Below are 16,603 nucleotides of genomic sequence, written 5' to 3' on the forward strand. Positions count from 1 at the left end.
GCACCGGGCGGCACTGGGGGAAATCCGAGGGGGGATTGCCGCCCGGCCGTCCCGGCCGAGCCCGCGCGAGCGGGCGGGTCGGGGCGGACACTCCGGAACGGGGTGCTCGGAGGGATCCGGGAGGGCGTGGGGGTGGGTGCGGACCTTTGGGAGGGGGATGCTCGGAGGTCCGCACTTCGTCTTCCCGCCCCCGATCACCCCGGCCTCCTGATCAGCACTTCCCGCTCTCCTCGGCCGTCGAGGAGTTCCGGGCCGCCGCGGAGTTCTGCGCTCCCGCGGTGCACACGAGCTCCAGCGACGGCCGCTTCGGTCCGCGGCCGTCCCCGCTGGAACGCCCGCGCAGCCGGCGCACGATCCACGGCGCCAGGTGCTCCCGGGCCCACTGGATGTCCTCGGCCCGCTGCACCCGCCACGGGCGGGTCGGCAGCTCCGGCCACGGGGCGCGCCAGTCCTGGTCGACCGCCACGCCCAGCGCCTCGCAGGCCCGCAGCGCCACCCGGCGGTGGCCCTCCGCGGACAGGTGCAGCCGGTCCTCGCTCCACGCGCGCTGGTCCTTCAGCACCCGCATCGACCACAGGTCGACCACGAAGCAGCCGTGCTTGTCCGCGATCGCCCGCAAGTGCGCGTTGTACGTGCCGACCTTGCCGCGCACCCGCCGCAGCACCGGCGTCGTCGAGGTGTCGAACCCGGTGCCGATCAACACGTCCGCGCCGGTCGCGCGCAGCCGCGTCACCGCGTCGTCGAAGATCGCGGCGAGCTCGTCCGGGTCGCCGCCGGGCCGGATGATGTCGTTGCCGCCGCCGACGAGCGAGACCAGCGCGGGCCGCAGCTCCAGGGCCTGCGGCACCTGGGTCTCGACGATCTGGCGCAGCAGCTTGCCGCGCACCGCCAGGTTCGCGTACCGCAGCTCGGGCTCCCGGGTCGTCAGGTGCTCGGCCAGCCGGTCGGCCCATCCGCGGAAGCCACCGCCCGGAGCCGGGTCGGCGATCCCCTCGGTGAAGCTGTCGCCCAACGCGGCGAAGCTGGCCCAGCTCGCCCGCCGTGCTCCGCCGCCCATGTGCTCCCGGCCGTTCATCGGCCCTCCTCCTGCGCTGTTCGATTCGCCAGAGGACACAGTGGTCCTCCGATCGCGACCTACGCCACCGTCGGTTGCGGCCGAAGTGAGTAACGGCACTCGAATGTTCCGATTTTATTCCGCACCGGTGCACTGCGTTCCGAGTCGATGAACCCGCCGGACGTGCGATGCGCCGCACCTTGCCGAACGGGACCGATCGATGCCACGCGCGTGCACCCGCGGGAATGGAGGTGGCTTGCCGGGAAACCACCGTACGCCTCGAACGCGACTGCTAATGTCGCTCGGCGGTAGCAGAAGCAACGAGGGGGCTCGTGATGTCGCGATCGACGCAGGTGACGCCCCTGCGCGCGGCGGGGGACGACGTCGCCGCAGGGCTCCGCACCGCGAGGTACCGGTCGGTCGAGACCGGCGCCGCGACCCGGACCGCAGGTGCGTGAGCGGGAACGACGGCCGGACCGGGAACGTCCGAACGACGCGCGCCGCACCGGTGCCGAACGTCCGGGCGAGGGGCCCGCGGCGGCCGAAGTGCATCCGAGAGCTGGGGGAGAAGTGACGTCACCGCACGACCCGGCGGCGCCGGGACCAGCGGGCCGGCCGCTGCCCGCCGCGCCGCGCCGGGCGCCCGACCCGGGAACCGGTGTCCGGCACCCGGCCGCGCCGCGCGATGCCGAACCCGGCGAACCCGTCCGCAGGCCCGGCAGGCCCGCGCCCGGCGTCGCCACCCGGCGCCCCGCCCCGGCGCGGCCCGCGAGCGCGCCCGGCGGTGCCCGGCTCGGCGGCGAACTCGGCCCGGACGCCGCTTTCCGCAGCGAACCGCAGATGTCCGAATTCGCCGCGCGCGCGGCGGAGGAATCCTTCTCCGCCGGGGAGACCGTCATTTCCGGCGAATCGCTCGTTCCCGGAGAATTCCACTATTCCGAATCCGTTCTCGGTGGTGACCACCTGATGTCCGGAGAATTCCGGGAGTCCGGTGCGCGGACTCCGCACGACGACGCCGGCTCACCCGGCCGCGACCACCCGGTCGGGGCCGTCGCTGCGCGCGGTGACGGTTCCCGGGGCGGTGCGGACCGCAGACCCGCACCGGACCTGCACCGCGCGGGCGATCTACAGGCCTCGGGCGAGCTGCCGCTGCCCGGCGGCGCAGCCGAACCGGGCGGTCCGCGGTCCGGTGGCAGGCACGACTCCGGTCGGCTGCCGCGGCCGGACGGCCCCGCCGAACGACCGGGTCCGCCGCCGCTGTCCGGCAGGCTCCCGGAGCCGCCGCCGGGCACCTCCGGTGAACCGCTGGCGCGGGGGGAGCTCAACCCGGAACCACGCCCGGAGGGCGCGCGCCGCCCGGCCGCCCGGCCGGGCCGGTTCGACCTGCGCTCCGAGTTCGCGGCGTTGGCCGCCGAACCCGACCCCTTCGTGCTCTGGGACCGGATCGGGCAGCTCGGCGACCGGTTCGCGCACGCGCGCCGCGGCCCCGCGCCGCGACCGCGGCCCGGCCAGCCGGAACGACCCGACCCCGCCGCGGGCACCTCGGCGCTCTCCGGTGAGCTGGGTGGACTCGCCGAGCAGCCGGCCGCCGACGAGCCGCGCGCGCAGGGGCGGCCCGCCGGGTTCTCCGGGCCGCTGAGCGGTTCGCTCCCGCAACCCGAGGCGCCGGAGCAGGACGGGCCGTCCGAGCAGCGGTCCGACGAGGCGCCGCTCGACGCCGACGGGTTCGACGCCGACCGGTCCGAGCAGTCCGAGCGGTCCGAGCAGCTCCCGCCCGCGTCGCCGGAGCAGCCCGGGGCGCGTCCGTCCGGGCCGCCGCCGACCGGTCGCGGACCGGAACAGGCCGCCGCGGTGCGCCCGGACGGGCCGGCCTCCGGGCAGCTCCCGCTGCCCGAGCCGCCCCGGACCGGTGGGGAGCCGGTTCCGCCGCACCTGCTCGACGCGTCCGCTCCCGCGCAGCCCGGGCCGCCTCCGGGAGGCCCGGTTCCGGGCCCGCCGCCCGCCGGTCCGCCGGTGCCGCCCGAGCAGGCCCGGCGCAGGCACGCGTCCGGGCCGCTGCTGCGGCAGGCGCCGCCGCACCCCGGCCAGCCGCAGCCGGGCCGTCCCGGGCCGACTCCGTCCGGGCAGCTCCAGCCGGGCCAGCAGCAGCCCGGCCAGCCCCAACCGGGTCAGCCGCAGCCCGCTCAGCCGCAATCCGGCCAACCCCGGTTCGGGCCGCCGCAACCGGCTCCGGGCAGGCAGGGTCCGCCCGCGCCACCGCCCGGACCGGGCAGGCCGGTCCCGCCGCCGGGGCCGCCCCAGCCCGGTCCGGTCGATCGCGGCCGTCCGCAGCCGGGCGGGTTCCAGCAGGCCGCTCCCGACCAGCCCGCGCCGCCGGACCTGTTCGAGCTGCCCGAGGCTCCCGCCGCGCCGGGCGGCCTGATCGGCCCGCCCGCCGAGTTCGAGCAGCCGCAGCGCCCCGGGCCGCCGCCCGCCGGTCGGCCCGGCACAGCGCCGGAACCGCCCGCGGGACGCTCGTGGACGGGTGGACCCGCCGGGGACCTCGCGTCCCCGCCGGGCGGTGCCGATCCGCAGTCCGCGCCGCACGGGATTCCGCAGCCGCAGCAGCTCGCCCCGCCGCACGGGACCGGCCCGGTGCGGCAGCCGCGTCCGGAGCAGGGGCCGCCGCCCGAGTCCGGCGCCCCGCTGCCGCCGGCACCCGAGCAGGCCGCACCTGCGCCGGGTGCTCCGGTCCCGCCGCGTGCGGAGCCGGGCCAGCCGCGTCCCGAGCAGGGGCCGCCAGGGCCCCAGCCGCCCGGACCGGAGCAGGCTTCGCCGCCGCACGGCACTCCGCTGCCCCCAGCGCCTGCGGGGCCGCCTCCAGCGCAGGCGGGCTCGCCGTCCGGCCCGGCGGGCGCACCTCCGGTCCCAGCGGGCCCGCCACCGGCGCCGGAGGGCGTGCCACCGGTGCCGGAGGCAGGGCCCCGGCCGGGCATGCCGCCGCACGGGGCCCCGCCGCCGCAGGCGCCCTCGCCCCAGGGACCGCTGCCCGGTGCTGCGGCGCGACCTCCGATGCCACCCCGGCAACCGGAGCCGCGCCCCGAGCCCTCGCGCCCGGCCGAGCAGCACCGCCCCGAGCAGCAGCGCCCCGAGCCACCGCGACCCGTCGAGCAGCAGGAGAGCCCGCGCCCCGAACCACCGCGTCCGGTGCCGCAGCCCGACCGGTTCGAATCCCGCCCCGACGGCGGCTTCGGCCCGATGAGCTCGCGGGCGCGCTCCTCCAGCCAGCGGCCCGCCCGCCGCAGCTCCTGGGCGGCGGTCGACGAGGTCCAGCACGAGTCGCGCGAGCGGGAGTTCAGCACCGGCGGCTACCGCCCGGGCGAGCTGGACGAGGGCAACCGCGGCCCGCAGTTCCTGCTCGAAGCCGACGACGTCTACGACGACGAGTACGGCGGCGGCCGCTTGGTGGCGCCGCCGGTGCTCGGCGAAGCGCCGCCGGGGTACCGCGACTTCTGAGGAGCACCGAGCTCCGATCCCTGACCGGCGGGCTCCGCACCGAGCCCGCCGCACCGAAGGTGAGATGCGACAGCCGATGGTCGACACGATCGCCCTCTCGCTGCCCGCCGTGGACGTCCTCGGCGAGCAGCTCAACCTGGACGTCCGGCAGTACCCGTTCGAACTGTCCCGGCCGGAGGAGTCCGCCGACGAACGGGCCCGGCTGGTGCGGCAGGTGTGGGGCGAGCTGGAAGCCGCCGGGCTCGCCGCCGACGGCAGGCCCGAACCGGAGGTGGAGGACGCGCTGTACCTGCTGTGCGGGTCCGAGGTGTCCATCGCCGCGGCCGGGTTGCTCGACGTGCGCACGGGGCAGCGGCTGGCGGCCCGCGTGGTCGCCACCGGTGAGGTCGGGGTGGTGGGCGTGCTCGACGGGCGCGGGCTGCGGCTGGACTTCCTCGACCCGCACGACCTGCCGGAGGTGTGCGCCGACCTGCTGCCGCAGGCGCCGACGCCGCCGGGCGAGCCGGTGCGGGCGGAGCGGACCGCGCACTCCCGGGCGCTGGAGGAGATCACCTCGCGGCACCGCTACCGGATCGGGCACTTCCAGGTCTCGGGTGGTGAACGCCGCGGCGGAGAGCCGGCCGGGCTGGCCTGGTTCGACAACGACCTGGGCCGGTTCACGCTGCTCGGCGAGACCACGCCGGACGGTCGCGACGTGCTGACCTGCGCGCCCGCCGACCGGGCGGCCGTCGCCGAGCGCCTGTCCGAGCAGCTCTCCCGCCTGGCCCGCGCCTGACGCCCGGCGCGAAACGGTCCGGTTCGTCCCGAATCCGGTGGCCGTTGTTGTGACATGATCGAGTGCGAGCTGACTGCCGACCGGCACGCCCGGAACCTCCGCGGACGCCGACCCGACCGCGCGGCCCCCACCACCGCGAACGAGCTGGAAGGCAGGCATTCGAGCCGCACGTCCCCGCCTGTGATTCGCATCCGCCGGAAGGCCGGTGGGTGCGTCGGCGGCCTCCGGTGCGGCAGGCTGGAGAGCGTGATGCAGGATCGGCAGACGGGGCAGGCGCGGACCGGCCCGGAAGACGGCGGGCCGGAGATCTCGGGGACCGGCGAACGGTCCGAGCAGGATTCGCTGATGGGGCTGCTCGGCGGCCGCACCAGCGCGTTGGACGCGAGCCTGCCGCCGGTGGCGTTCGGCCTCGGCTGGTGGCTCGGCGGCGAATCGATCCTCGCCGGTGGCGCGGCGGCCGTCGGCGTCGGCGCCGTGCTCGGGGTGTGGCGGCTGCGCGGGGGCGACCGGCCGCTGGCGGTGCTGGTCAGCCTGCTCGCGGTGCTGCTCGGCGCGGTGATCGCGCTCTACACCGGCAACGCCGCGGACTTCTTCCTGGCGCGGCTGGTCACCAACGCGGTCAGCGCGCTGATGTGGATGGTGAGCATCGCCGCCCGCTGGCCGCTGCTGGGCGTCATCGTCGGCGCGGTGCTGGGGCAGGGGAAGCGGTGGCGGCGGGATCCGGCGCTGCTGCGCGGCTACGGCCTGGCCAGCTGGGTGTGGGTCGGGCAGTACGCGGTGCGGCTGCTGGTGTTCATCCCGTTGTGGCTGGCCGATGCGGTGCTGGCGCTCAGCGCGGCGCAGGCCGTCCTGACCTGGCCGCTGGTGGCGCTGTGCATCGCGGGCAGCTGGTGGGTGCTGCGGAAGGCCCTGCCCTCCGATCACCCCGGGCTCCGGCATCCGCGGGTCGCCCAGGGGTGAGGTTCCGCCGCCCGCCGCCCTGGGTCCGCTGAGAACCCGTGGCGGAGCGGCCCCGCCACCGCCGCGCGACCGCGCGCACGGCCGTCCAGGGCCGTCGGCGGGATCGAACCCGCTGCTCAGATCTCCGGGTAGCGGGGTGGCTCGCCGGTCAGGTCCAGGGCGGCCAGCCAGGCGGCTCCGGCGGCGCCCGGCCCCGCCGCGGGCAGCGGCACCCCGGGCAGCCGAGCGGCGAGTTCGGCGCGCAGCGCGGTGCCGACCGGGTTCCCGTCCGCGGTGAGGCCGCCGGCGAGCACGACCGGCCCGGTGTCCCGCCGCGCTCGCACGGCCGTGTCGGCGAGTTCGGCCGCGGCTCGCGCCACGATCCCGGACCCGGCGCCGCCCGCCGCGCAGTCGGCGGTGACCAGCGGTGCCAGTTCGGCGAGCCGGATCGGCGCGGCCCCGTTCACCGCGGTGATCAGCCGCTTGCGCAGTGCAGGCGGATCGCCCGCGGTGTCGCCGAGCACCTGCTCCAGCACGGCCCGGGCGAGCCCGGTGCCCGGCACTTCGCCCCGGTCGGTGGTGCGCAGCGCGTGCCGCACCGCTTCCCGGCCGAGCCAGAACGCCGAGCCCTCGTCGCCGAGCAGCCAGCCGTGCCCGCCCGCGACCGCCACTTCGCGGCGGTCCTCGATGCGGGCCGCGATGGCCCCGGTGCCCGCGATGAGCACGGTGCCGTCGGCGGCGCCGGTCCCGGCGGCGAACGCCACCTCGCAGTCGCTGACCACCCGCACCGGGCAGTCCAGCCCGAGGGACTTCCAGCCGTCCTCGAACAGCCCGGCCACCCGCGGGTCGGTCATCGCGCTCACCCCGGCCATGCCGAGCACCGCCGACCGCACGGCCGCGCCGTCGAGCCCGTCGAGCGCGGCGCGGGCGGCTGCCCCGACCTGCGCGACGGCCTGCTCCGGGGGGTGCGAGTTCGGGTTGCCGCCACCGGCGGACCCGCTGCCGAGCACCCGGCCGCCCAGGTCGCCGACCTGGGCGCGGCTGGACGTGCCGCCGATGTCGAGGCCGAGCACCAACTCCCGCATCCGTCCGTTGTACCGCAGCGGGCGGGAGCGGGAAGCCCGCCCGCCCCGAGGTCCCCGCGGGGCGGCGAGCACACTGTGGGGCTGATCGCCGGGAGCCGGGGAAGGACGAGCGAGCGATGACCGTCGACGCGCACCACCACCTGTGGGACATCGACGTCCGGGACCAGCCGTGGATCACCGGACCCGAGATGGAACCGCTGCGCCGCGATTTCCGGCCGGCGGACCTGGCGCAGGCCGTCCGCGGCACCTCGGTGGACACCACCGTGCTGGTGCAGACCGCGACGGATCCGGAGGAGACGCCCGAGATGCTGGTGCTGGCCGATTCGGCGCAGTGCATCGGCGCCGTCGTCGGCTGGGTGGACCTGACCGCGCGCACCGCGCGGGAGCAGCTGGGGCCGCTGCTGTCGCACCCGGCGGGCCGGTGGCTGCGCGGTCTGCGGCACCGGGTGGAGGCCGAGCCGGACGTGGACTGGATGGTCCGGCCGGACGTGCTGCGCGCGCTCGCCGCCGTGGAGGACGCGGGGCTGCTGTTCGAGGTGGTGGCGCGGCCGGAGCAGCTGCCCGCGGTGCTCAAGGCGGCGGGCGAGTTCCCGCAGCTGACCTTCGTGCTGGACCACTGCGGCAGGCCGCCGGTGGGCGGGGACCCGGAAGGCTGGGCGGCGCCGGTGCGCAAGCTCGCCGAGCATCCGAACGTGGTGTGCAAGCTGTCCGGCCTGGCGACCGCCGCCGGGTGGGGCCGCGAACCCGACGTGGACCGGCTGCGGCCCTGGGTGGACGTGGTGCTGGAGGCGTTCGGCCCGGGCCGGTTGATGTTCGGGTCGGACTGGCCGGTGTGCCTGCTGTCGGCGTCGTACCGCGAGGTGCTGGAGCTGACGTCGCGGTTGCTGGACGGCCTGTCGAAGCACGAGCGGGCCGCGATCTTCGACGGCACGGCCCGCGAGGTCTACGAGCTCTGACCCGTGCGCGGCGGTGGTCTCGGAAGGGGATCTTCGACGCATCCCGGGCAACCGCGTTTTTCCCGGCCCGGAACGGTGGTCATTTCTGACCCGTTCGGCGTAATCTGACGCTGCCCGCCTCACCCCGCCCCCTCGGTGAGGCGGGCTTCTAATGTTCCGGCCGGACCCCGCCGACGCAGGCGTTTCCCCGCGCGGCACCGAACGTGCTGGTCTCGGCACCGCGCGGAGCGGGCGTCGGCGGGTTCGCCCGAACAGACGATCAACGGGTGCGGGTCACCTTGGACAGCCCGCGCGGCCGGTCCGGGTCGCCGCCGCGGGCCAGCGCCAGCTCGAGGGCGAGCTGCTGCACCGGCAGGATCTCCAGCACCGGCGCCAGCTCCTCGGCGCACCCGGGCACCGGGATGTGGTGCTCCGCGGCGGGCCCGGAGCCGAGGGTGCGCACGTCGGCGCCGCGTTCGCGGACCACGTCGAGCACCTCGCGCATCGCGGCGCCGCCCCGTCCTCCGCCGCTGACCGCGAGCACCGCGGTGGCGGGGTCGATGGCGGCGACGGGCCCGTGCAGCAGGTCGGCACCGCTGTAGGCGCGGGCCGGCAGGTAGCTCGTCTCGGCGAGCTTGAGCGCCGCCTCCAGCGCGGTGGCCAGCGAGTAGCCGCGGGCGGTGGTGACCAGCCGCTCGGTGGAGCGCAGCCGCTGCACCGCCTCGCCGACCGCCGCGGTGCTCTCGGCCAGCGCCCGCCGCGCCAGGTCGGGCAGCCCGGCGGCGGCCTGCCCGGTGCCGCCGCGGATCGCGTCGACCAGCAGGTACAGCGCGAGCAGCGTGGCGCTGTAGGTCTTGGTGGCGGCCACCGCCAGCTCCTGCCCGGCGCGGACGTGCACCGAGAGCTCGGCGGCCGCGTTCAGCGCCGAGTCCGGCGTGTTGGTGATCGCGACGGTGGTCGCGCCGCGGCGGCGGGCGGATTCGGTGACCTCGATGAGGTCGGGCGAGCCGCCGCTCTGGCTGACCGTCAGCAGCAGCACGTCGCTGAGGTCGGGCTGCGCGCCGTAGAGGGTGGTGGTGGAGGGCGAGACGAGCCCGGCGGGCAGTTGCAGCAGGACTTCGATGAGGTACTTCGCGTACAGCGCCGCGTGGTCGCTGGAGCCGCGGGCCGCCAGCAGCGCGAAGCGCGGTTTGCGCTGCGCGATGGTGCTCGCGACGGCGGCGATGTCGGTGGCTTCGAGCAGCTCGGCGAAGATCCGCGGCTGCTCGTCGATCTCGGCGCGCATGTTCTCGCCGGGGTTCGCCTCGCTCATGGGTACCTCTCGCTGGGCCATCAGGTCTAGACCAATGTTATCGAACGTGCCGTGCCCCCGAGCGTGACCCGTGCGACACCGCTCCGGCCACCCGGCGTGCGGACCAAGATCATCAATGTGGGAAAACTGTGGAGAACGTGATGGGCGTGTCGTCGTTCAGGCATGCTGGACGGGCCAGGTGCGGTGCGCGGGTGGGCGAGCTCACCGCCACCGCGTGCGGCCACCCCTCGTGCGGGGAGGTGGCGGCCCGGGGCCGCGGCCGGACATCGGGTGATCGAGCGGCGGCCATCGCGGCAGGTTCGGCGTAGGAGGACGAATGCTGGAAACGTCGGTGTCCGGCGGGGCGGACACCCCGGTGCGCGCGCAGCGCGAACCCAAGTACTGGGGGCTCAAGCAGCACCTGCTGGACATGCTGCGCTCGCTACCCCCCGGCTCGCCGATCCCCACCGAGCGCGCGCTGGCCGCCGAGTTCGACGTCTCCCGCACCACCGTGCGCCAGGCGCTCGCCGAACTCACCGTCGAAGGCAGGCTGCTGCGGGTGCAGGGCAAGGGCACCTTCGCCGCCAAGCCGAAGGTCGCGCAGCGGCTCCAGCTCTCCAGCTACACCGAGGACATGCGCGCCCAGGGCCGCCAGCCGGCGTCCCGGCTGCTGGAGGTCGTCGAGGAGCCCGCCGACCAGGAGCTCGCCACCCTGCTCGGCACCCGGCCCGGCTCGGCCGCGCTGCGGTTGCGGCGGCTGCGGCTGGCCGACGGGGAACCGATGGCCATCGAGACCACCCACCTGCCGCTGTCCCGGTTCCGCGGCCTCACCGGCCGGCTCGAATCGGGCGGCTCGCTGTACCGGGTGCTGCGCGAGCACTTCGGCGTGGAGCTCGGGCACGCCGACGAGACCATCGAGACCGCGCTGGCCAGCCCGGAGGAGGCCGAGACGCTCGGCGCCGACGTGGGCCTGCCGATGCTGCTGCTGTCCCGCCACTCCTTCGACTCCGCGGGCGAACCCGTCGAATGGGTCCGCTCCATCTACCGCGGCGACCGGTACAAGTTCGTCGCCCGGCTCAACCCGCCGCAGTGATCGACCGGCCCGGCGCCGAGCCGGGTCCCGCGCTGTCTCCCGCGCCGACGGTGCCGCCGGAGACCGCAGCGCCCCTTTTCGGGGCCACCGGTTCGCGCCTCCGCGGCGCGCGGTTTCCGCTGCCCGGCGCAATGCCGGTTCGCCCTCCTCGCTCCGTTCGCACACCGCCGAGATCGAAATCCGCGGGTGTTCTCCTCGTTACCCGAAGTGGTAGTCATCACGAAAGCGCAACAATCGGGAGAATTGTGGCGAGATCATCCGTTGACAGGTTCGAGAGAGCGCGCACCAGATCAAGTAGGAGCCACAGTGGCGAAGGAGAATGTCGAACGGGGGGCGACCGGAACCGACGACGATGAGCCCGCGGAAAAGAAATCCAAGAAGATCGAATTGTCCGCCACGCAGGTCACCGGAGGCGCGCTCGCCTCGGTGACCGCGGCGTTCCTCGGCTCGTACCTCGGAGTCGCGGGAACCGTGTTCGGAGCCGGTCTGACCAGCGTCGTCATCACGGTCGGCGGTGCCCTGTACCAGCGTTCCCTGGAGACCACCAAGCAGAAGCTGGAGGTCACCAAGGACAAGGCGAACGTCGTCGTCGCCCGCGCCGGGATCAAGAAGACCACCGCGATCCGGCAGCACGCCACCGCCAGCGCCCCGGCGTCCCGCCCGGCCCCGCCCGTGGACGAGGCCACCCGCAGGCTCCAGGCGCCCGGGATGCACTGGCCCGGCGGTGAGCAGGTCGACCGCGACCCCGACGCGACCCGCAGGCTCGACCCCGCGGAAGCGCGGACCCGGATGCTGAACTGGGCGGTCACCTCGGGCGGCACGGCCGCTGCGGACGGCTCGGCGACTTCGGACGGCTCGGTGACCTCGGACGACACCGGTGCGGCGAGCACCGCGCCGCGCGGCCGCCGCCTCCGCTGGGGCGTCGTCGCCGCGACCAGCGCCCTCATCTTCGGCCTCGGCATGCTCCTGATCACCGGGTTCGAAGGGCTGCTCGGCAAGCCGCTCTCCGGCGGCGACGGCGGCACCACGATCAGCGAGGTCTTCACGCCCGCGGCCAACCGGGACACCGGCGACCCCGCGCCGCAGGAGACCGGATCCGCGGAACCGACCTCCTCGCAGCAGCAGGAGAGCAGCTCCGAATCCGCGGAGCGGACCTCCGGCGAGCCCACCTCCGGCGAACCGACCGAGACCACCGAGACCGGGCGGAGCGAGGCCACCGAACCGACCCGCGAGACCGGCGCCTCCGAAGCCCCGCAGCCCACCGGCGAGCAGGGGCCCGAGTCCGGTCCCACCGGCGAGCGGGGTTCCGCGGGCGGCGAATCCGCAATGCAGGAGCAGCCCGACTCTCCGTGATCGGAGAGCAGCGAATGGTGACGATTCCCGGTTATCCGGCCGGAATGCCGGATAACCGGGAATTTTTGCGCGTCGATGCGTCGAAAGGTGGATGTGCCGGGCGGTGGTCCCCACCAATACTGGCTCCTCGTAGGGATCTTTGAGCCCCACCTCAAGGAGTAGGAGACCCACCTATGACGCGCAAGCTCGCGGCCAGAATGGCCGGGACGATCGTGCTGGCGGCCGGAACCGTCGCGGCCTTCACCATGCCCGCTTCGGCGACCGTCGCCCCCGCGCCGCTGGAGAAGGCAGCCACCCAGCTCGAAGCCATGCAGCGCGACTTCGGCCTCACCGCCGACCAGGCGCAGGCCCGGCTGCACAGCGAGGCCATCGCCAACACCGCGGACCGGACGCTGCGCGGCGTGCTCGCCGACGCGTTCGGCGGTTCGCGCTACGACGCCGAGCTGGGCAAGCTCGTCGTCGGCACCACCGACGCGAACCTGGTCGACGAGATCCGCGCCGCGGGCGCCGAGCCGAAGCTGGTCGAGCACAGCACCGCGCAGCTGGCCGGCGTCGTCGACGGGCTCAACACCCGCCAGGCGCCGCAGGGCGTCACCGGCTGGTACCTGGACTCGGCCGCCAACTCGGTCGTGGTCACCGCCGCCGAGGGCGCGGGTGCCGCCGCGAACGAGTTCGTGCACGCCACCGGGGTCGACGCGCAGGCCGTGCGCGTCGTCGAATCCGCGGAGTCCCCGCGCATCCTCGCCGACGTGATCGGCGGCAACGCCTACACGATCGGCGGCAGCGCCCGCTGTTCCGTCGGCTTCTCGGTGGAGGGCGGCTTCGTCAGCGCCGGGCACTGCGGCAGCGAGGGCGACACCACCAGCACGCCGTCCGGCACCTTCGCGGGCTCCTCGTTCCCCGGGGACGACTACTCCTACGTGGAGGTCGCTTCCGGTGAGACCCCGCGCGGCCTGGTGAACGACTACGCGGGCGGCACCGTCGGCGTCGCCGGTTCGACCGAGGCCGCCGAGGGCGCCTCGATCTGCCGGTCCGGCTCCACCAGCGGCTGGCACTGCGGCACCGTCCAGGCCAAGAACCAGACGGTGAACTACGCCGAGGGCACCGTCACCGGGCTGACCCGCACCGACGCGTGCGCCGAGCCCGGCGACTCCGGCGGCTCGTGGCTGGCCGGTGACCAGGCGCAGGGCGTGACCTCCGGTGGTTCGGGCGACTGCACCAGCGGTGGCACGACCTACTTCCAGCCGGTCAACGAGATCCTGGACGCCTACGGCCTGACCCTGATCACGGAGTGATCGGGAGCCCGGTCACCGGGTGATGGCAGCCGGACGGGCTGCGTCTCAGCCCCACGAGACGCAGCCCGTCTCGTTTTAATTTTGCTACTTCTGCTGCGTAGCACGGGGGTGGCGGAACCTCAGCGGGATTCTCGCTGCGGGATCTTTTTCACCGGTGGCTCCGCCACAGGCGAAAAAGCTGTCCTCGCGAGAATCCCGCTGAGAACCCGCGGGTGGTCCCGTTGCGTGCTGGGTCTCCGCTCAGCGGCTTTGCCGCTGACAGGAAAGAGTCGCGACCCGGCCGGGCCGGGTCGGTGGTCAGGTGGGTAGTCCGGCCTTGAGGGATTCGGCGGCGGCGCGCGGATCGTCGGCCTCGGTGATGGCCCGGACCACCACGATCCGCTCCGCGCCCGCCGCGACCACCTCGGCGAGGTTGTCGTGGCCGACGCCGCCGATCGCGAACCACGGCCTGCCGTGCCCGCGGTGCTCCGCGGCGTGGCGCACCAGCTCGATGCCCGCCGCCTCCCGGCCCGGTTTCGTCGGCGTCGTCCACACCGGGCCGGTGCAGAAGTAGTCCACGCCCGGTTCGGTCGACGCCGCGTCCGCCTGCACCACGTCGTGCGTGGAACGCCCCAGCACCACCTCGTCGCCGACGATGCGCCGCGCCACGTCCACCGGCAGGTCGTCCTGCCCCAGGTGCAGCACGTCGGCCTTCGCGGCCAGCGCCACGTCCGCGCGGTCGTTCACCGCCAGCAGCGCGCCGTGCCGCACGCAGGCCTCCGCGAGCACCTCCAGCGCCGCCAGCTCCTGCCGCGCCTCCAGCGGCGCCCCGCCGGGCCCCTTGTCCCGCAGCTGGACGACGTCCACGCCGCCGGACAGCGCGGCGTCGGCGAACTCCGCCAGATCGCCCCGCTCCGCGCGCGCATCGGTGCAGAGGTACAACCGTGCGTCGGCGAGCCGCGTGCGGATGCCGTAACCGTCCAATCCGGGCATGCCCCCAGGGTAGTCCGCGGCCGGGCGGCGGCTGACCTCGCGCGGGCGGGTGAGTACGGTGGTGGTGGTTGGCACGGGAGCCCGGGATCCGGGCTGAGAGGGGGCGCAGGCCCCGACCGTCGAACCTGATCCGGGTCATGCCGGCGCAGGGAGCGCAGATGCAGCAGCAGTCGTCCGTCACCGTCGTCGGTGGCGGGGTCATCGGTCTCTCCGTCGCGTGGACGGCCGCGCGCGCGGGCCACCGCGTCGAAGTCGTCGATGCGGGGGAGCGGCGTGCGTCGTGGGTCGCGGGCGGGATGCTCGCCCCGGTCGCCGAGGCCGCGCCGGGGGAAGAGGAACTGCTGGAGCTCGGGTCCGAGTCGCTGCGCCGCTGGCCGTCGTTCGCCGCCGAGCTGGCCCGCGGGTCCGGGCTGCCGTCCGGGCTGCGCCGGGAGGGCACGCTGGTGGTCGGCGTGGACGGTGCCGACCGCGCCGAGCTGGACATGCTCGCCGACCACCTCGCCTCGCTGGGGCGCACCGTCACCCGGCTCGGCGGCCGGGAGGTGCGCCGCCTCGAACCCTCGCTGGGGCCCGCGGTGCGGCGCGGCCTGGAGGTGCCCGGCGATCTGGCGGTGGACAACCGGCTGGCGCTGGCCGCGCTGCGGGCCGCGGCGGAGGCGGCGGGCGTCCGGTTCCGCGCCGGGGCGGCGCGGTGGGTGCGGCCGGGCGAGGTGGAGCTCGCCGAGCGGACCCTGCGCTGCGACGTCGCGGTGATCGCCGCCGGTGCCCGCTCCGGCGAGCTGCACCCGGCGCTCACCGGCCGGATCCGCCCGGTCAAGGGCGAGGTGCTGCGGCTGCGGGCGCGCCCCACCGCGCTGCCCCCGCCCGCGCGCACCGTGCGCGGCCCGGTGCGCGGCAGGCAGGTCTACCTGGTCCCGCGCGACGACGGCGGGCTCGTCGTCGGCGCCACCCAGCACGACGCCGGGTTCGACGAGACCGTCACCGCCGGCGGCGTCCGCGACCTGCTGGCCGACGCGGAACGGGTGCTGCCGGGCATCGCCGAGTACGAGCTGCTCGAAGCCGTCGCCGGGCTGCGGCCCGGCACGCACGACAACCTGCCGGTGATCGGCGAACTGGAGCCGGGGGTGCTGGCCGCGACCGGCCACCACCGCAACGGGTTCCTGCTCGCGCCGATCACCGCGGACGCGGTGCTGGCAGAGCTGTCGGGCCGCGAACCACCGGTCGCCGGACCGGTTCCCGCAGGCGACGGAGGAGGTCGACCGTGCAAGTGGTGATCAACGGGGCGGAACGTCCCGTGCAGGTGGACGCGACGCTGGCGGCGGTGCTCGCCGAGTTCGGCGTGCCCGAGCGCGGCGTCGCCGTCGCCGTGGACGGGACCGTGGTGCCCAGGGCGAACTGGCAGGCGACGGAACTCCGCGACGGGGCGGCCGTCGAAGTGCTCACCGCGGTGCAAGGGGGCTGACGTGGACGACGCGCTGGTGATCGCGGGCCGGGAGTTCGGTTCCCGGCTGATCACGGGGACCGGAGGAGCGGCGAACCTGTCGGTGCTGGAGCGGGCGCTGCTGGCCTCCGGCACCGAGCTGACCACGGTGGCGATGCGCCGCGCCGACGCCGGGGGCCGCACCGGCGTGCTGGACCTGCTGCACCGGCTCGGCATCGAGGCGCTGCCGAACACCGCGGGCTGCCGCACGGCGGCGGAGGCGGTGCTCACCGCGCAGCTCGCCAGGGAGGCGCTGGGGACGAACTGGGTGAAGCTGGAGGTGGTGGCCGACGAGGACACGCTGCTGCCGGACCCGGTGGAGCTGCTGGACGCGGCCGAGCAGCTCGTCGACCAGGGCTTCGTGGTGCTGGCCTACACCAACGACGACCCGGTGCTGGCGACGCGGCTGGAGGACGTGGGCTGCGCGGCGGTGATGCCGCTGGGCTCGCCGATCGGCACCGGGCTGGGCATCCGGAACCCGCACAACATCGAGATGATCGTGTCCCGCGCGTCGGTGCCGGTCGTGCTCGACGCGGGCATCGGCACCGCCTCCGACGCGGCGCTGGCGATGGAGCTGGGGTGCGACGCGGTGCTGCTGGCCAGCGCCGTCACCCGGGCCCAGGACCCGGAGCGGATGGCCGCCGCGATGCGCGCCGCTGTCGAAGCGGGCCGCCTCGCCGCCGGGGCGGGGCGCATCCCGCAGCGCTTCTGGGCGCGAGCCTCCAGCCCCGGCCTGCCGAGCTGAACCGGCTGCCCGGCTGAACCGGCTGCCCGGCTGAACCGGGCCGCCCGGCTGAACCGGGCCGCCGGGCTGAACCGGCCCGCCAGAGCGGGCG

At 75.5% G+C, this 16,603-nt stretch carries 14 protein-coding genes and 1 riboswitch; of the genes, 10 read left to right on the plus strand and 4 right to left on the minus strand.

All coding sequences use genetic code 11. The annotated features are described in order from the left end of the window. Window positions 1–211 precede the first annotated feature (211 nt). Window positions 212–1,075 carry an SGNH/GDSL hydrolase family protein gene (locus H1226_RS01935; protein WP_258345339.1) on the minus strand — a complete coding sequence of 288 codons (864 nt, stop codon included), beginning with the start codon at window positions 1,073–1,075 and terminating at the stop codon, window positions 212–214. Window positions 1,076–1,624: 549 nt separating this feature from the next. Between H1226_RS01935 and H1226_RS01940 the strand changes: the two genes are divergently transcribed. From H1226_RS01940 to H1226_RS01950, 3 genes are all read left to right on the plus strand, one after another. After that, complete coding sequence (locus H1226_RS01940) at window positions 1,625–4,549, plus strand: hypothetical protein (protein ID WP_258349533.1); 2,925 nt, start codon at window positions 1,625–1,627, stop codon at window positions 4,547–4,549. Window positions 4,550–4,613: 64 nt separating this feature from the next. After that, on the plus strand, window positions 4,614–5,324 hold the full coding sequence (locus H1226_RS01945) for an ESX secretion-associated protein EspG (protein WP_258345340.1): 711 nt from the start codon (window positions 4,614–4,616) through the stop codon (window positions 5,322–5,324). A gap of 249 nt (window positions 5,325–5,573) precedes the next feature. Then, on the plus strand, window positions 5,574–6,284 hold the full coding sequence (locus H1226_RS01950) for a DUF3159 domain-containing protein (RefSeq protein WP_308011332.1): 711 nt from the start codon (window positions 5,574–5,576) through the stop codon (window positions 6,282–6,284). A 116-nt stretch (window positions 6,285–6,400) separates the two neighbouring features. On the opposite strand, the gene H1226_RS01955 is transcribed toward H1226_RS01950, so the two are convergent. Further along, window positions 6,401–7,348, minus strand: coding sequence for an N-acetylglucosamine kinase (locus H1226_RS01955; RefSeq protein WP_258345341.1), 948 nt, complete (start codon window positions 7,346–7,348; stop codon window positions 6,401–6,403). Window positions 7,349–7,464: 116 nt separating this feature from the next. Here H1226_RS01955 and H1226_RS01960 point away from each other — a divergent pair, with 116 nt between their 5' ends. Beyond that, complete coding sequence (locus H1226_RS01960; protein WP_258345349.1) at window positions 7,465–8,304, plus strand: amidohydrolase family protein; 840 nt, start codon at window positions 7,465–7,467, stop codon at window positions 8,302–8,304. Between the two features lie 259 nt (window positions 8,305–8,563). Here the strand turns inward: H1226_RS01960 and H1226_RS01965 are convergent, their stop codons facing one another. Beyond that, complete coding sequence (locus H1226_RS01965; protein WP_258345352.1) at window positions 8,564–9,595, minus strand: SIS domain-containing protein; 1,032 nt, start codon at window positions 9,593–9,595, stop codon at window positions 8,564–8,566. A 316-nt stretch (window positions 9,596–9,911) separates the two neighbouring features. Between H1226_RS01965 and H1226_RS01970 the strand changes: the two genes are divergently transcribed. From H1226_RS01970 to H1226_RS01980, 3 genes are all read left to right on the plus strand, one after another. Beyond that, window positions 9,912–10,667: a GntR family transcriptional regulator gene (locus H1226_RS01970; protein WP_224960449.1), complete on the plus strand. Its 756-nt coding sequence runs from the start codon at window positions 9,912–9,914 to the stop codon at window positions 10,665–10,667. A gap of 387 nt (window positions 10,668–11,054) precedes the next feature. Further along, on the plus strand, window positions 11,055–12,020 hold the full coding sequence (locus tag H1226_RS01975; protein ID WP_258345354.1) for a hypothetical protein: 966 nt from the start codon (window positions 11,055–11,057) through the stop codon (window positions 12,018–12,020). A 173-nt stretch (window positions 12,021–12,193) separates the two neighbouring features. After that, complete coding sequence (locus tag H1226_RS01980) at window positions 12,194–13,315, plus strand: S1 family peptidase (protein ID WP_224978412.1); 1,122 nt, start codon at window positions 12,194–12,196, stop codon at window positions 13,313–13,315. Between the two features lie 297 nt (window positions 13,316–13,612). Here H1226_RS01980 and thiE read toward each other — a convergent pair whose 3' ends face one another. Beyond that, window positions 13,613–14,287, minus strand: coding sequence for a thiamine phosphate synthase (gene thiE, locus H1226_RS01985; RefSeq protein ID WP_258345357.1), 675 nt, complete (start codon window positions 14,285–14,287; stop codon window positions 13,613–13,615). A gap of 63 nt (window positions 14,288–14,350) precedes the next feature. Further along, window positions 14,351–14,456, plus strand: a riboswitch (TPP riboswitch). On the opposite strand from thiE, the gene thiO reads away from it, so the two are divergent. From thiO to thiG, 3 genes are all read left to right on the plus strand, one after another. Beyond that, window positions 14,446–15,561 carry a glycine oxidase ThiO gene (thiO, locus tag H1226_RS01990; RefSeq protein WP_258345367.1) on the plus strand — a complete coding sequence of 372 codons (1,116 nt, stop codon included), beginning with the start codon at window positions 14,446–14,448 and terminating at the stop codon, window positions 15,559–15,561. (Overlaps the previous riboswitch by 11 nt.) Then, window positions 15,549–15,749 carry a sulfur carrier protein ThiS gene (thiS, locus tag H1226_RS01995; protein WP_224966583.1) on the plus strand — a complete coding sequence of 67 codons (201 nt, stop codon included), beginning with the start codon at window positions 15,549–15,551 and terminating at the stop codon, window positions 15,747–15,749. Before thiO ends, thiS begins: the two co-directional genes overlap by 13 nt. A 1-nt stretch (window position 15,750) precedes the next feature. Beyond that, on the plus strand, window positions 15,751–16,512 hold the full coding sequence (gene thiG, locus H1226_RS02000) for a thiazole synthase (RefSeq protein WP_258345369.1): 762 nt from the start codon (window positions 15,751–15,753) through the stop codon (window positions 16,510–16,512). Window positions 16,513–16,603 lie beyond the last annotated feature (91 nt).

Origin of the sequence: Saccharopolyspora gregorii (assembly GCF_024734405.1) — a bacterium.
Classification (GTDB): Bacteria; Actinomycetota; Actinomycetes; order Mycobacteriales; family Pseudonocardiaceae; genus Saccharopolyspora_C; species Saccharopolyspora_C gregorii.

Excerpts from the sequence above, each read along its gene's own strand:
- H1226_RS01945 (WP_258345340.1), top strand. The coding sequence starts at position 4,614 with ATGCGACAGCCGATGGTCGACACGATCGCCCTCTCGCTGCCCGCCGTG.
- thiO (WP_258345367.1), top strand. The coding sequence starts at position 14,446 with ATGCAGCAGCAGTCGTCCGTCACCGTCGTCGGTGGCGGGGTCATCGGT.
- H1226_RS01950 (WP_308011332.1), top strand. The coding sequence starts at position 5,574 with ATGCAGGATCGGCAGACGGGGCAGGCGCGGACCGGCCCGGAAGACGGC.
- H1226_RS01965 (WP_258345352.1), bottom strand. The coding sequence starts at position 9,595 with ATGAGCGAGGCGAACCCCGGCGAGAACATGCGCGCCGAGATCGACGAG.
- H1226_RS01935 (WP_258345339.1), bottom strand. The coding sequence starts at position 1,075 with ATGAACGGCCGGGAGCACATGGGCGGCGGAGCACGGCGGGCGAGCTGG.
- H1226_RS01960 (WP_258345349.1), top strand. The coding sequence starts at position 7,465 with ATGACCGTCGACGCGCACCACCACCTGTGGGACATCGACGTCCGGGAC.
- H1226_RS01980 (WP_224978412.1), top strand. The coding sequence starts at position 12,194 with ATGACGCGCAAGCTCGCGGCCAGAATGGCCGGGACGATCGTGCTGGCG.
- thiE (WP_258345357.1), bottom strand. The coding sequence starts at position 14,287 with ATGCCCGGATTGGACGGTTACGGCATCCGCACGCGGCTCGCCGACGCA.
- H1226_RS01970 (WP_224960449.1), top strand. The coding sequence starts at position 9,912 with ATGCTGGAAACGTCGGTGTCCGGCGGGGCGGACACCCCGGTGCGCGCG.
- H1226_RS01955 (WP_258345341.1), bottom strand. The coding sequence starts at position 7,348 with ATGCGGGAGTTGGTGCTCGGCCTCGACATCGGCGGCACGTCCAGCCGC.